Annotated in this window: 14 protein-coding genes; 5 read left to right on the top strand and 9 right to left on the bottom strand. The window is 26.5% G+C overall.

Going from position 1 to position 14,277, the window contains the following annotated elements; genetic code table 11:
- Nucleotides 1-14 precede the first annotated feature (14 nt).
- From EU92_RS07510 to EU92_RS07525, 4 genes are all read left to right on the top strand, one after another.
- Complete coding sequence (locus EU92_RS07510) at nt 15-1,073, top strand: NAD-dependent epimerase/dehydratase family protein (RefSeq protein ID WP_032512991.1); 1,059 nt, start codon at nt 15-17, stop codon at nt 1,071-1,073.
- Nucleotides 1,070-1,945, top strand: a complete 876-nt coding sequence (locus EU92_RS07515; RefSeq protein WP_032512990.1) for a hypothetical protein — start codon at nt 1,070-1,072, stop codon at nt 1,943-1,945. Before EU92_RS07510 ends, EU92_RS07515 begins: the two co-directional genes overlap by 4 nt.
- A 73-nt stretch (nt 1,946-2,018) precedes the next feature.
- Complete coding sequence (locus EU92_RS07520; RefSeq protein ID WP_032512989.1) at nt 2,019-3,035, top strand: NAD-dependent epimerase/dehydratase family protein; 1,017 nt, start codon at nt 2,019-2,021, stop codon at nt 3,033-3,035.
- Complete coding sequence (locus EU92_RS07525; RefSeq protein WP_032523508.1) at nt 3,032-3,895, top strand: glycosyltransferase family 2 protein; 864 nt, start codon at nt 3,032-3,034, stop codon at nt 3,893-3,895. The genes EU92_RS07520 and EU92_RS07525 overlap by 4 nt, the downstream gene beginning before the upstream one ends.
- A gap of 18 nt (nt 3,896-3,913) precedes the next feature.
- Here the strand turns inward: EU92_RS07525 and EU92_RS07530 are convergent, their stop codons facing one another.
- A complete protein-coding gene (locus EU92_RS07530; protein WP_032512987.1) occupies nt 3,914-4,726 on the bottom strand; it encodes a DUF3431 domain-containing protein in 813 nt (270 codons plus the stop codon).
- A gap of 140 nt (nt 4,727-4,866) precedes the next feature.
- On the opposite strand from EU92_RS07530, the gene EU92_RS07535 reads away from it, so the two are divergent.
- On the top strand, nt 4,867-5,676 hold the full coding sequence (locus EU92_RS07535; protein WP_032512986.1) for a glycosyltransferase: 810 nt from the start codon (nt 4,867-4,869) through the stop codon (nt 5,674-5,676).
- Between the two features lie 3 nt (nt 5,677-5,679).
- Here EU92_RS07535 and EU92_RS07540 read toward each other — a convergent pair whose 3' ends face one another.
- The 8 genes from EU92_RS07540 to EU92_RS09375 all read right to left on the bottom strand — a co-directional run bounded on the left by EU92_RS07540 (nt 5,680) and on the right by EU92_RS09375 (nt 14,277).
- Nucleotides 5,680-6,618 carry a UDP-glucuronic acid decarboxylase family protein gene (locus EU92_RS07540; RefSeq protein WP_032512984.1) on the bottom strand — a complete coding sequence of 313 codons (939 nt, stop codon included), beginning with the start codon at nt 6,616-6,618 and terminating at the stop codon, nt 5,680-5,682.
- A gap of 12 nt (nt 6,619-6,630) precedes the next feature.
- Entirely contained in the window at nt 6,631-8,064 is a 1,434-nt protein-coding gene (locus EU92_RS07545) for a nucleotide sugar dehydrogenase (RefSeq protein WP_032512982.1), read from the bottom strand.
- A gap of 110 nt (nt 8,065-8,174) precedes the next feature.
- Nucleotides 8,175-8,870 carry a DUF5672 family protein gene (locus tag EU92_RS07550; protein ID WP_032512981.1) on the bottom strand — a complete coding sequence of 232 codons (696 nt, stop codon included), beginning with the start codon at nt 8,868-8,870 and terminating at the stop codon, nt 8,175-8,177.
- 41 nt (nt 8,871-8,911) lie between these two features.
- Nucleotides 8,912-9,568, bottom strand: coding sequence for a hypothetical protein (locus EU92_RS07555; RefSeq protein ID WP_032523507.1), 657 nt, complete (start codon nt 9,566-9,568; stop codon nt 8,912-8,914).
- Nucleotides 9,569-9,582: 14 nt separating this feature from the next.
- Nucleotides 9,583-10,554, bottom strand: a complete 972-nt coding sequence (locus EU92_RS07560) for a hypothetical protein (protein ID WP_032512979.1) — start codon at nt 10,552-10,554, stop codon at nt 9,583-9,585.
- Nucleotide 10,555: 1 nt separating this feature from the next.
- Nucleotides 10,556-11,854 carry a lipopolysaccharide biosynthesis protein gene (locus tag EU92_RS07565; RefSeq protein WP_032512978.1) on the bottom strand — a complete coding sequence of 433 codons (1,299 nt, stop codon included), beginning with the start codon at nt 11,852-11,854 and terminating at the stop codon, nt 10,556-10,558.
- A 2-nt stretch (nt 11,855-11,856) separates the two neighbouring features.
- Nucleotides 11,857-12,900 (bottom strand): hypothetical protein, encoded by a 1,044-nt coding sequence (locus tag EU92_RS07570; RefSeq protein ID WP_032512977.1) that lies wholly within the window; start codon nt 12,898-12,900, stop codon nt 11,857-11,859.
- Nucleotides 12,901-12,906: 6 nt separating this feature from the next.
- On the bottom strand, nt 12,907-14,277 hold the full coding sequence (locus EU92_RS09375; RefSeq protein ID WP_052045047.1) for an exopolysaccharide biosynthesis polyprenyl glycosylphosphotransferase: 1,371 nt from the start codon (nt 14,275-14,277) through the stop codon (nt 12,907-12,909).

Here is a 14,277-nt window from a genome sequence, read left to right as displayed (position 1 = left end):
AATTTTAAAAAATTTTGAAACAAGATTCAATTTTAGTGACTGGTTCTTCAGGATTAATAGGGGGTGAAGTAGTTAATTTCTTTTGTGAAAAGGGATTTAAAGTTATTGGTGTAGATAATAATATGAGAGAAATCTTCTTTGGAAGTCAGGGAAGTACAAAAATTAATTTAAAAAGATTAGAAAATAAATTTAGTTCTTTTAAGAGTCATAATATTGATATAAGAAATAGAAAATTAATTGATGAATTAATTAAAGACAAGAAACCTAATATAATCGTTCATACTGCTGCACAACCCTCTCATGATAAGGCTGCTGAAATACCATTCTTAGATTATGAAGTGAATGCTATGGGAACTTTGAATCTTCTTGAGGCTACAAGAAAATATTGTTCTGAATCGCCCTTTATTCATCTCTCTACAAATAAAGTTTATGGTGATACTCCTAATAAAATTAAACTTACAGAAGAGGAGACACGTTGGGAGTATAAAAATAAATTTTTTAAAAAAGGGATTAATGAAAATTTAACTATAGATCAATCTACTCATTCATTATTTGGAGTTTCAAAATTATCTTCAGATTTACTAGTTCAGGAATACGGCAGATATTTTAAAATTCCAACATGTTGCCTGAGAGGAGGCTGTCTTACTGGCCCATCTCATTCTGGAGTAAAGTTACATGGATTTTTGAACTACTTAATAAGGTGCAACTTATTGCATAAGAAGTATACAATTTTTGGTTATAAAGGAAAACAAGTTAGAGATAATATCCATTCTTTTGATGTCGCAAATTTTATTTATTTATTTTCCAGAAATCCTAAATTAGCAGCTGTTTATAATATTGGAGGAGGTTTTGATAACAGCATTTCTATTCTTGAAGCATTTAATATGATTGAATCTTTATCAGGAAATGAAATGGTTTATGATTATGATCCTAATGAAAGGATAGGCGATCATATATGCTACTATAGCGATCTTACAAAAATTAAAAGAGATTATCCTAATTGGCAAATTACAAAATCATTAACTAATATTTTTGAAGATGTTTATGGCGGACTTAAAGATAAATTTGTATGAAAATTATTATCTTAAAAGGAGGTTTAGGAAATCAACTTTGTCAACTTGCCAAATTTTATGAACTTTATACTAAAAATAATCATATTAAAATAGACATTAATACAGGTTTCCTATTTGATTTTAAATATAAAAGAAAATTAGAAATCAAAGAATTAAAGAAAAGTAAATTTAAAAATCCTACTTTTTTATGCTTATTTTCTGCTATTTTTCTTATCTTTGAAAAACTTTTTCCTAATATAAATCATTTATTTAAGATCAAAATAATAGATGATAATCAAGAACAAAATAAAATTCAAAAAAGTAATCTAGTTATTTATAATGGGTATTTTCAAGACTATAGATTAATAAATTCAAACTTAATTAATATCTATAACTTAGTTAAATCAAATTTAATTATAAATAAAGAAAGTAAATTCAAAGAACTGATAGATCGTATTGATTCATGCAAAAATTCTGTTGCTTTGTGTGTAAGATTTTACGAGGAATCTAAGAATCCTAATATTCATGCTTCAAAAAGTTCAAAGTTTAAAAGTCCTGAAATATTTAACAAGGTTATAAGAAATTTTGAAAAATCAGTTGAAAATCCAACTTTTTTTGTCTTTGTTCAGGAAGAAAATCAATTTACTGATAAATTAAAATTCAACTCACCTTTTTATATTATTTCGCATGATGAAGGTTTTAGGGGATCTTGGGCAAGACTTGCCTCTCAAGCCCATTGCAAACATCATATTTTCAATAACAGTACATTTTATTATTGGGGTGCAATCTTTTCTAAATTTTTAAATAAAAGATTAGATATTGAATCTCAAATTTTTGTGACAGATAACTTTATTTTTAAAGAGATATACTGCCCCGAATGGAAGAAATTTTAAATTAAGGATTCTTTTGAATTTTTATTTTGTTTGTAGCTTGTTTTATAATGAATAAAATAAAAAAAATTTATTAATGAAGAAAGTATTTATAACAGGAATAGCAGGCTTTTTAGGATCTCATGTTGCAGATGAATTCCTGCATCAAGGTTATGAAGTAGCAGGAAATGATAATTTAATAGGAGGTTACGAGGATAATGTTCCCAAGGATGCGATTTTCTTTCCTTTCGATTGTAGGAGTGAACAAATAAAAACAATCCTAAATGATTTTAAACCAGATATCCTTGTCCATACCGCTGCTACCGCCTATGAGGGTTTAAGTGTTTTTTCTCCAAGTTTTGTCACCTCAAATATTTATGAGGCTTCTATCTCTGTTTTTAGCGCTGCAATAGCAAGTGGAGTTAAAAGAATAGTTAATTGTTCATCAATGGCAAGATATGGAGCAATTCAAATCCCATTTACTGAAGATATGACTCCTAAACCACAAGATCCATATGGCATAGCAAAGTATGCTGCTGAACAAACATTAGAATGCCTTGCTGAAGTTCATTCAATAGAATATGTAACTTTAGTTCCACATAATATTATTGGCCCAAGACAAAAATATGATGATCCCTACAGAAATGTAGCATCAATTATGATTAACAGATGCTTACAAGGTTTGCCTCCAATTATTTATGGGGATGGTATGCAGACAAGGTGCTTTTCTTTTATACAAGATGTATTAAGTTGTTTAATGACAGCTTGCTTAGATGACGAACCTCTTGGAAATGTTATTAATGTAGGTCCAGATGAGGAAGTTATAACGATAAATCAACTTTCAGAGAAAATTTGCGAATTAACTAATTTTAATGGTGCCCCAAAATTTTTACCTGCACGACCTCAAGAAGTAAAACATGCTGTTTGCTCCTCAAATAAAGCGAGAAAGATACTCGATTATGGAACTAAAGTTAATTTAGAGGATGGATTAAAATCTATGGTTCAATATATTGAAAAAAGAGGGGTATCCAAGTTTAATAGACATATTCCTGTTGAGATAATTTCAGATCTAACTCCAAAAACATGGATATCTGATCGTATGAACCAAAAGTGATCTCAAAGCCATTTTTTTCTATAGCAATACCTTTTTACTACAGAGATGAAAATTCTATAAATCAATTGTATAGATGTATAAATTCTGTGAAAAAACAAACTTTTAAAAGTTATGAGGTTATTATTAGCACTCAAAATATCTTTAATAGATTAAACACTGACCCTTTCTTGAAGGCCAAGATGATAAATATATATAATGCAGAAAATATTGGAGGATTTATTCAAGGTAATATTAATAACGCTATGCAAAATTGCTCTGGAGAATGGATAAAGATTCTTTTTTCAGATGATTTTTTCTTTGATAAATATTCTTTATTCAAAATAAATTTACAATTAATGTTGAATGATAAAAACTGGGCAGTAATGAATTCTTTACATTACGACCAAGCCTCAAAAAAAATTCATAAACCATTAATACCTTATTTTCAAGAAAATATTTTGGAAGTTAATACTATTGGCTCACCAAGTGCAATAGCCTTAAGAAATAACAAAAAAATTTTATTTGATAAAAAATCTTGGATGAGATTAGACGTAGATTATTATTTCTCTTTATTTGAAAAATTAGGTAAACCGCAATATATTAAAAATGTTTTCATAGTAAATGAGATTCATGAAAAACAGTTCAGTTCATTGCTATTAGATAAAGATAAATCTACTAAAATAAAACTAAAGAAAGAATTAGAATATTTAATAAATAAGCATAAATATAAAAAAAAGAGTTTTTTAACTATATTTTATCTTCGTATATTAATTAAATTTGATAGGTTATTATTATCAATCTTATATGAATTATTTAATAAATATTTTAAAAGTTTAATTCAAATTTTATATAAACTTAAATATGAAAAATATTTTAAATAAAAAAATCATTAACTACTCTTAATTAATAATTGATTTGAATTTACTTAAAAAGTTATAAAAAATTCTTAATTTATGAGGAGGAAAGGTAAAACTTTTTTCATCAAAAGGTCTCTGCATTTTTTCTGAAACATCGAAATTACAATTCCAAATAGTATACAAAGCTCTCTCTATAAGTTGCCCCTCCCCAGATACTCTTGAATGCTCAGCAAATAACTTTAAGTTTTTATAAAAATTTTTATTATATTTAATAATGTAATCCTTTGGTACTACAAAACAACCACCTGGTGGAAATCTTATATATTTTGGGAAAACTGGGTTATTAAAAGTATATGATAAAAATTTGTTATAACTTAAAAAATATTTTGTAGGATGTTTGTGATGTCGAAGGTACCAGCTTGTATTCTTTTCCATCCAACCTCCTTCACAGGAAATCATCGCATAACCATTACTCAAAGATCTTTGTTTTAAGTCGTAATTTCCCCAGTCTTCAATACAAGTAAAGTATTTATTATTTACTAATCTTTTGAAAACTTCTTCCCTAACATGCCTACCGATTGTATTACCTTTCAGGAAAACTGTTATATCTGGAAGTGAATAATAATTATCAATTATAAATGTTAAATAATCAGTCACATTATAACCTTTATAATTGCCTCTAACTACATTGAATCTAGGATATTTTTCTTTTAAATTTGATGGCGGTATTCTTATTTTACTATCGTTATCTTTGTAACCTCCATCCCAAGTTTTATCGTAAATTAAGTGTGGATTATCATAATTATTTAACCAATCTAGGTTATTATTATACGAAGAAATGCAAAAAAAATTCAATTTTCCTAACTTTATTTTTTTTATAAAGATAGCCTATTTTAGTAATTAATTATCTAAATTCTAGAAGATGAAAATTATTTTATTGAAAAAAAAAATAGGTTACTTATAAATCAATAAATATATTTTTAAAAATTTATTATATGACTTATGATTTTTTAGGTTCAGCTTACTTCAAAACTTCTTCAGAAGAATTGAATTATGCTTTAATTTCAATTCATAAACAAATATTAAAACCAAAAAAGGTTGTTCTAGTTTTTGATGGACCGGTTAAATATGATTTATTTGAAATAGTTAATAGTTTTAAAGTCTATTTAAAAATTGATCTTTTAGAGCTTGATGAGAATTATGGATTGGGTATTGCACTAAGAGAAGGACTTAAATTATGCGACTCAAAATATGTTCTTCGCTTCGATACTGATGATTATAATTTGCCATCAAGAGCAGAAAAACAAATTTCTTTTATGAACAAAGGAAATTATGATATTTCAGGATCTTATGTTTCTGAATTCATTAATAATGTGGATAATATTATTTCCATTAAAAAGGTACCTACAAGTGAAGAGAAAATAAAAAATATGATTCCATTTAGAAATCCCTTTAATCACCCATCAATTTGTTTTAAACTTGACTCAATTCTTAAATTAGATGGAGGCTATAGACATTTTCCTTTTTATGAAGATTATGATTTATGGATTAGAGCAATTCATAGTGGATTAAGATGTTCTAATTTAGAGGAATATTTAGTGGCAATGAAATCAAATCAAATAATTTCTAGAAGAATTGGCTTAAATATGGTGTTTAATGAAATGAGATTATTTAAAACTTTTTGGAAATATTCTTTTAAAGATTTTATCTTTTTTTTACCTTCTTTCTTATTAAGGTCATCCATCCGACTTTTGCCCAGCAGATTAGTGGTTGTTTTTTATAAAAAGTTTCTTAGGGCGAAATAATTTTTAGTAAAAACTTTTAAAATATTCTATTGTCTTATCTAATCCTTCAGAAAGACTGATATTAGGCTCCCATTGAATTACTTCTTTCGCAAGTTTAATGTCAGGCCTTCTTTTTTTAGGGTCATCTTCAGGTAGTTCTTTATACTCAATCTCCAACGAGGGATTAATTTTATCAATAATTATTTTTGCGAGTTCAATGATTGTAAATTCCTCTGGATTTCCCAAGTTTATTGGGCCTGAAAAATCACTATTCATAAATTTATAAATACCTTCTATTAAATCTGAGACATAACAGAAGCTTCTCGTTTGACTCCCATCGCCATAAATTTTTAAAGAATTACCTTTTAATGCTTGTACTATAAAATTACTTATAACTCTTCCATCATCTTTTAACATTCTTGGTCCGAACGTATTAAATATCCTCCCAACTCTTATTTCTGTTGAATGCATTCTTTTATAATCAAAGCATAATGTTTCTGCGATTCTTTTGCCTTCGTCGTAGCAACTTCTTCGCCCAATGGTATTAACATTTCCTCTGTAGTTTTCAGGTTGAGGATGTACTTCAGGGTCACCATAGATTTCACTTGTAGATGCTAAAAAAATTCTTGCTCTTGTTCTTCTTGCTAAACCAAGCATATTGTATGTCCCTAAAAAACTAGTTTTTGCTGTTTTTATTGGATTGGATTGGTATTGAATTGGAGAAGCAGGACATGCTAAGTGCCAAATCCTATCAACTTCTACAAGTATAGGTTCTGTAATATCATGTCTGATTAATTCGAATTTAGGATTGCCTACCCATTGATTAAGATTGCTTTTTCTTCCAGTATAAAAATTATCAATACAAACAACTTCTTGTCCTGATTCTATTAATTTATCAATAAGATGTGATCCAAGGAAACCTGCCCCACCAGTAACTAGATTGCGTGTTTGATTAAGTGACATTTTGAAGTTTGATTAATTTTTTTGCGATGAATTTAAATTTATTGTTTTACTACCAAGTCTCCATAGTTTAATTTTTGTCTTGTTAATTTCTTCAATATCTATTATTGATCTTGTATCAAATATCCACAAGGGTTTTTTAAGTAAACCTTCTTTATCTATCCATTTTATTTTTGAATATTCTTCCCATTCGGTCAGAATAATAATTGCATGAGCGTCTTTAATTACATTATCTATGTCTTGAGAATACTCCCATGTACCATCAAATTTAGTATCACAATTTAAAAGAGATTCGTTAAGTATGAAATTTATCTGTTCAGACTTTACTTTTGGATCATGAATAAATAGTTTTGCCCCTTCCTCTAATAAATCTTGGCAAATTGATATTGAGGGCGATTCTCTGGTATCGTTAGTATCCGCTTTAAAAGCAAAACCAAGTATTGCAATCTTTTTTTCACTAACAGTTCCAAAAAGTTTTTCAACTATAATTTTTGAGATTCTTCTTTTCTGCCAATCATTTATTTTTAGCACGCTTTCCCAATAATTAGAAATCTGAGGCAGTTTAAAAAAATCACAAAGATAAATCAAATTTAAGATATCTTTCTTGAAACAACTTCCGCCAAATCCAGGCCCTGACTGTAAAAATCTAGAACCAATACGACTGTCTGCACCAATTGATTTTGAAACTTCATTAATGTCAGCACCCGTTTCTTCACATATAGCAGAGATTGAATTTATTGAGCTAATTCTCTGTGCGAGAAACGCATTTGCAGAGAGTTTGGATAATTCACTACTCCAAATATTTGTTTTTATTATTTTCTCAGGGCTTACCCAATTCATATAAATCTTTGAGAGGATTTCAATAGAATTTTTGTCTTTACCACCAATTAGTATCCTATCTGGATTCAGCAAATCATTTATAGCTGTTCCTTCAGCTAAAAACTCTGGGTTTGATAATACGGAAAAATTGTTTCCAGAATTGCTTTCACTTAAGATTTCTTCAAGAATTTCGGCTGTTTTGACTGGAACCGTACTTTTTTCTACAATAATAGTATTGTTTTTAGCATGATTCGAAATTTCATTAGCACATATTTCTAGCCACTTTAAGTCACTAGCTTTGCCAGAGCCAATTCCTTTTATTTTTGTAGGAGTATTCACGCATAAAAAAATCATATCCGATGATTCAATTTCTTTCTTCACGTTATTTGAGAAGAAAAGATTTTTACCTCTATTTTTTTTTATGAGTTCTTTTAGACCAGGTTCGAATACTGGCAAGTCTTCAAAATTCTCACTATTCCAAGATTGGATCCTTTCTTTATTTATATCAACTACAGTGACTTTGATATTAGGACAATTATCAGCAATAACGGCCATTGATGGACCTCCAACATAACCTGCTCCAATACAACATATTCTTTTTATATCTTTTGGCGGTACAAACTTCCCCATTAGATTATTTTTTCATAATTTGAATTGATATTATAATACGATTAAAGTGCTTGAAAAAAAGATAATTTATTATTTTTATTTAGAATTAAGTGACAATAAATTTATCTTTTCTATAGAAAAATACTAATAAATCTTATAAATAAAATTTTTGGATGAATTTTAAATAATTTTTTCCCATGAAAACCAAAGGGTAAATCAAAAAAATCACGAAAGCTCAGAGGAGTTTCAATCGCAAACTTTTTTGCTAGAGAGAATGGAGCCCACCTGAATCCTTTTGATTCTAGAAATTTTCTATGATAGACGGAAAAAAAACCATCTTCATGATTCTGAGTTCGAGATTTCTCATCACTAAGTTCATATTTTGAAGCCGCTCTTAATAGATTTAAACTTCTAAGAGAAAAGCCTCCATTACCAATACTATAAAAGTCTCCAAACTGATCTCTTGAATAATCAAAATTTTTTGCTCTTGGAATAAAAGGAGCCCCAATATAGTCATAATCGAGGAATTTATCTTCCCATTTTTTTCCATTAATTATGAATCCATCCCATTGAACCAGAAGTATATGAGAAGATGAAACATACTTGTGAAGATGATATATTATGAAATGATTATAATCTTTTAAAGATTTTAGGGGCTCAATCTTTATAATCTCCAGTTCCTTAAAAATATAGGAGCGATTTATATGCTTTGAACTTAAAAGAACTACTTTCTTATACTTAATCTTCTTTGAAGATATCTTAAGAGAATTGATAGTCTCAGTTATTTTTGTATCAGCTACTGCAAGAATCGTTAAGCTTTTTCTCAAAAAATCAAGTTATATTTTGATTTATTATATATGATTTTTTTTTATTTTTGCTGCTGAATAAGTAAATTCAAAATATATAAACTATAGTAAACAAGTTCCACAAGTAAATGAAAAATATATCGCGGCATATAGTTTATTTTGAATAACGTATTTTTGAAAGGAGAATTTCTTTTTATTTCAATAATAGAGTTATCAATTAGAAATCGGTTAAATCTAAAATCAAAAATTTTACACGCATGTCGCAAAAATAATTTAGTAACAAATTTAATATCAAAATTTATATTTTCAATAATTATTATCCCATTTTTTTTTAATTTAGATTTTAGAAAATCAATAAAATAGTAGATATCTGCAATTCTCTTGTAATTTTTTATAATTACGATGTCAAAAGTAAAATCTGTATATGATGCCTTAAATTTTATTAGACTTTGATTATTACTTAAAAATTCATTTTTTATTACTGGATTTTTAAAAAAACCAATCCATAAATTATGTATGATTTCGTTGGACTCGTTTATTTGCAAGATAACTGGAGATTTATTTTGAGCATAAATTTTACAAAATGCATCTTGATAATATAAATTTGCAAATGATTTAGGCCAAAAAATATCAGTCCCCTTAGGATTTTCTGAAATACATATATTATTTTTTTCGACTTCCCTTAAAAATCTTTTTTTTATTTCTTTAACTTGTTCCATAAGGTATTAAGCGATCACCCAATTAAAAGTGGAAATATCTTTGAAAGTAATTTTTTGACGGGCTTTTTAAATTTGCTTGGAATTAAATCTTTAAAATTTAATCTCTTAAGTGCTTCAGAATTTGTTCTAATATTATAAGATTCATAAATAATTTTTGAATTTATTATGGAGTTATTTATCTCTCTCTCATCTACTAAATTACCATCTATATTTTGCCATAACCAATCCTTATAATAGTTACAAGGGGAGACCCATCTATTTTTAGTATTTCCAAATCTTGCCCATTGGTATGGTGCTATAACTTTTTCAGGTTTCATGCCTAATTTAACTGGGAAATAACCAAATGTTGAATTTGATAATATTGCATAATTACAAAAATAAAGGTTAATAAAATCCTCTTTTATTCCTCCTTGTATTATTTCATAATTAGGTAATAGTTTAGAAGCGTACAAGATATCATCGGTAATAATTTTAAATTCAAGTTCTTTGTTGATTTTTAGCATATTATTTATTGCATTTAACCAATAACTTTTTGGAAGTATTAAATTCCTATGTAGTTTATATTCACCACCTCTTATGTTCAGGATACAAGTATTTTTTTTGATTTGTTTGTTTTTATTTACACCTTTTAAACCAATATATTTATTTAATATTTCTATATTTGGTTTCAGATAACTTTCCGACTGTAAGTTCCCTTCTAATATTGTATTATCCGAAATATTTAAAATATTTTCATCAAAAGAATGTATTAAGCATTTTAAATCACTATCAAATATTGCACTCTCCTTATATTTCTTATAAGTTTCATTTTTATAATTTTCTTCTGTATTTGATATTTGAATATCTAAAAAATCTTTTGCTTTAAAGTTTTTGTAGTCAATAATTTTAAATTTAAAATTATTTAAATCTGCAATAGATCTTAAGACGACATAGTTCCATAGTTGATTGCCAAGACCTTGCCCTTTTTTGAATTTTAATAAAATCATATTAAAAACTTTCTTTTTTGTAGGGCTGTTTTTTAGTTCTATTATATTTGGTTAGGACATAGATTAATCCAACTAATTCTGAAATTAAATTTGAATAAGCAGCGCCGATAATTCCAAAAAAATATATAAAGGGGACCCCAGTTAAAATAATAGTTGTAAGAATTGATATTCTTAGTTTATTTATTTCTTTATACATTCCATTAGGAATCATATATTGATATACCATAATTTCCTCTATTACATTTATCACAAAAGAAAATAATAGTATTCTTAATATACTAATTATTTTTAAGATATCTTCATTTGTGAAGTAAGAGACTACCTCTTTAATATATAAATTTAAAAAGATAAAACTAACGATAGTTATTGAAAGGAAAAGGTATAAAAAATATTTAAGAATTTTATTACCTTTATTTTTACTTTTATAATATTCTTTTGTCATTCTTGGATAAAGGGAATGGCTAAGAGGGTGTGATAATTGAACGGAAATCCCTTTGATTCTGTCGGCTATATTAAACATGCCAAGCTTCCCAGTGCCAAGAAAGCTACTAATTAAAAGAGGCAATGACGAATTTATTAAAGAGCCTAAAATAGACGAAATAAATAAGCCTGAACTTTTTTTTATAGTACGAAAACCTTTCCAAAAGCTAATTAATCCTATTAAATTTTTATATTTACTTGAAACTCTAATTTGATAGAAAATCCCAGTTATAAAAAAGCTAAGGCTATAGTAGAGAAAATATGTCTTTACTTCAGAAGAATTATTTATAAAAGAGATTGTTAGGTAAGCGAAAAAAACTTTATGAAATAATTGAAGGAGTGCGCTTTCATAGATCTTTTCTAAACCATTTAGAAACCAATATGGTTGTAAGAAGTTACCAATGAGAATTAAAAAAAATGGCAAGAAAAGCGTTTCTTCCCCCAAAAAATATAATAGGAAAAAACTTATAAAAATACTTAAAATCGTGAGAATAAATTGAGCAGTCCAAGTTTCTCTAAATACATTTTTAAGTTCTTTAAATTTATTAGAATTTATAGAAATAAATTTAGAACTATATTGATTAAATGACCAATCAATTATCCAAATTAAATAATTAAGAACTAATTGAAGAAAAACTACTTCTCCCCATTTAGAAATGCCATAACTCTTTATTAGATGCGGAAGAACTAATAGACTAATAAGAAAATTAAATCCATAAATTATAAATAATGAAATTGTGTTAACAGTTAAATTTTTATGTGAAAGAAGACTTAAAGTTAATTCTTTATATTTCTCATATTCATTTTTTAAACTTCTCATTTTTATTTATATACCATAGAAAAAATATTTAATACTATTGATATTTTTTCAATAAAAATTTTTTTTAATTTCTTAAATGCCCCTAAAGGATTTTTATTTATTAATGATATATATATTTTTAATTGAATATATCTATACTTCATTACATCAAATAAATCCTCCTTGATAATGTATTTGATTTGCAATTGGTTATATTTCATAAGGATTTTTCTAATTTTAATATCAAAAATCTTCTCCTTTTCTATATCAATTACCTTATTTTTCGGAATTCCTAATCTATAAAAAACATCTCTACCAGTTAATAAATTATGTTTAAGATTATTTTTTATGTCATCTAGATTAAATTCTTGATGCCCCCAATTTTCAATCTTGGATCTTAATAATATTGCGCCCCCTAATGAAGTAAAGTGATAACCACCATTTATTATCTTCTTAAATCTATCAGATTCTTTCCTCATAAGATTTAGTGATTTATTTTCTAAGTATGAATATGGAGATATAATCGAACCTAGCCACTTTGAATTATTAAGACTATTTAGATAATATTTAAATTCATATTGTTCACAAACTAATGGAAAAATTAATCCTTCGTTTTTTTTAATTAGATCAAATACTTTTAATGAAGGAATTTCATCTAAATCTGAAAAAATAACTAAATCATTAGAATTGCAAATTTTTCTTAATGCTAGGTGTATACATTCTCTGTGATATGAATCTAGTACCCACCATAAATACTTTTTATTATAGTGCGAATGACTTTCCATCAATTTTGATATAAATCTTTTTTTCGAATTTTTATGATTTGCAAGATATTGATATAGTTCTTCAGGAGTATGGTGGAAATCATTTATTTTATAATAAATTATTTTATTAGAAAATTTATCAAACCTATCTTTGTAATTCTCGAAATTGAAGTTCTTTTGTTTACCGTTGAATGTTTGACAAGATTCTACAATAATAAATTTATCAACATATTCATACAAATAATTTAATCTGATTTCTAGTAAATCTAATTCTTGGAAAAATAAAAAGCAATCAAAAATCATTCCAAATTAATAACCTTTCATTTTGAAAATTAATTTAATTGTTTGAATAAATATTAATAAATCTAACCATATAGATTTGTTTTGTATGTAAAAGAGATCATAACTTAGTTTCTCAGAAGAATCAGATATTGATGAACCATATGGAAAATTAACCTGAGCCCACCCACTTAGACCAGGTTTAATAATATGCCTATATTTATAGTTAGGAATCTTTTCGTTAAGCTTTTCTTCAAGTTGAGGTCTTTCTGGTCGTGGTCCAATTAAACTCATGTCTCCAATTAAAACATTTATTAATTGAGGTAATTCATCAATTCTTGTTTTTCTTATTAATCTTCCTATCTTTGTAATCCTTTTGTCATTTTTATTCGCCCAAACGGCTCCATTATTTTCAGAGTTGATTTTCATTGACCTTAATTTTCTTATTATTATCGGCTGTTCAAAAAGACCTGTTCTAACTTGGTTATAAAATATAGGCCCATTATCTTCTAATTTTATTAATAGTGCTACAACAAAAATTATTGGAAAAGTTAAGAATAATAATATAAGACTCAAAAAAACATCAGCCATCCTTTTTATCCTCATATGAATTTTATTGCTATTTATATATTTATTAGTGTAATTTATAAAATTTAATGTGATGAATTGAGATGGAATCTTATGGACATATTTCTCGAACCATTCAGATTTGTTAAGTATTTCTAAATTATTTTTAAAAGTCTCATTAATAAGAAATTCGCTATTGTCAAATTTTATACCCTCTGAAGCTATAACGATAGTTTTAAAGTCTCTTTCTTTAATTAAAAAAAGATCACTAATGCAATCCATTTTTAAAATATTTGTATTTTTGTTTTTTAAAAAAATTTTTGATTCTCTTTTAAATGTTTTGATATCATCCTCTTCGCCAAAAATAAAAATTGATTTATTTTTTTTATTTAAAGAATTAAGAAGAATTAATCTTAATGATTGAATAAATGCACTAGATATCCCAATTAATAAAAACGAATTTCGACCAATAGGGAATAAGAATGGTATGAATATTAAAATAATTTTATCAATAATGTATACAAATATTAAAACAAATATTGTCTTTATTAATAAGTAATAAATTTGAATGATTGCGTTAGAGTATTTATTTTCCTTACTATATCTTCCAAATATATAACTAAATAATCCCCATGATAATGATAAGCTAATTAACTTTAAATTATCTATTGAAGTTGTTTTTATAGAATTACTTAAATAAAAAAATATAAATATTGCTAGGTCTAAGAAGTAATAGATTAATAAACTTTTTCTACTTTGCATCCATATAGGTAATGATAAGCCAAAATAATTAGCGATATTTTCTTTTATAGTATAGGGAAGGTTAGATTTCAT

The sequence above is a fragment of the Prochlorococcus marinus str. MIT 9107 genome (assembly GCF_000759855.1).
Taxonomy (GTDB): Bacteria; Cyanobacteriota; Cyanobacteriia; order PCC-6307; family Cyanobiaceae; genus Prochlorococcus_A; species Prochlorococcus_A marinus_N.
The sequence above is the reverse complement of the archived record's forward strand: the minus strand, read 5'-3'. Positions and strand labels throughout refer to the sequence as shown.

Bases quoted from the DNA above. Each gene is read 5' to 3' on its own strand.
- EU92_RS07545 (WP_032512982.1), bottom strand. From the start codon at position 8,064: ATGGGGAAGTTTGTACCGCCAAAAGATATAAAAAGAATATGTTGTATT.
- EU92_RS07570 (WP_032512977.1), bottom strand. From the start codon at position 12,900: ATGATTTTTGATTGCTTTTTATTTTTCCAAGAATTAGATTTACTAGAA.
- EU92_RS07560 (WP_032512979.1), bottom strand. From the start codon at position 10,554: ATGATTTTATTAAAATTCAAAAAAGGGCAAGGTCTTGGCAATCAACTA.
- EU92_RS07520 (WP_032512989.1), top strand. From the start codon at position 2,019: ATGAAGAAAGTATTTATAACAGGAATAGCAGGCTTTTTAGGATCTCAT.
- EU92_RS07565 (WP_032512978.1), bottom strand. From the start codon at position 11,854: ATGAGAAGTTTAAAAAATGAATATGAGAAATATAAAGAATTAACTTTA.
- EU92_RS07540 (WP_032512984.1), bottom strand. From the start codon at position 6,618: ATGTCACTTAATCAAACACGCAATCTAGTTACTGGTGGGGCAGGTTTC.
- EU92_RS07535 (WP_032512986.1), top strand. From the start codon at position 4,867: ATGACTTATGATTTTTTAGGTTCAGCTTACTTCAAAACTTCTTCAGAA.
- EU92_RS07515 (WP_032512990.1), top strand. From the start codon at position 1,070: ATGAAAATTATTATCTTAAAAGGAGGTTTAGGAAATCAACTTTGTCAA.
- EU92_RS07555 (WP_032523507.1), bottom strand. From the start codon at position 9,568: ATGGAACAAGTTAAAGAAATAAAAAAAAGATTTTTAAGGGAAGTCGAA.
- EU92_RS09375 (WP_052045047.1), bottom strand. From the start codon at position 14,277: ATGAAATCTAACCTTCCCTATACTATAAAAGAAAATATCGCTAATTAT.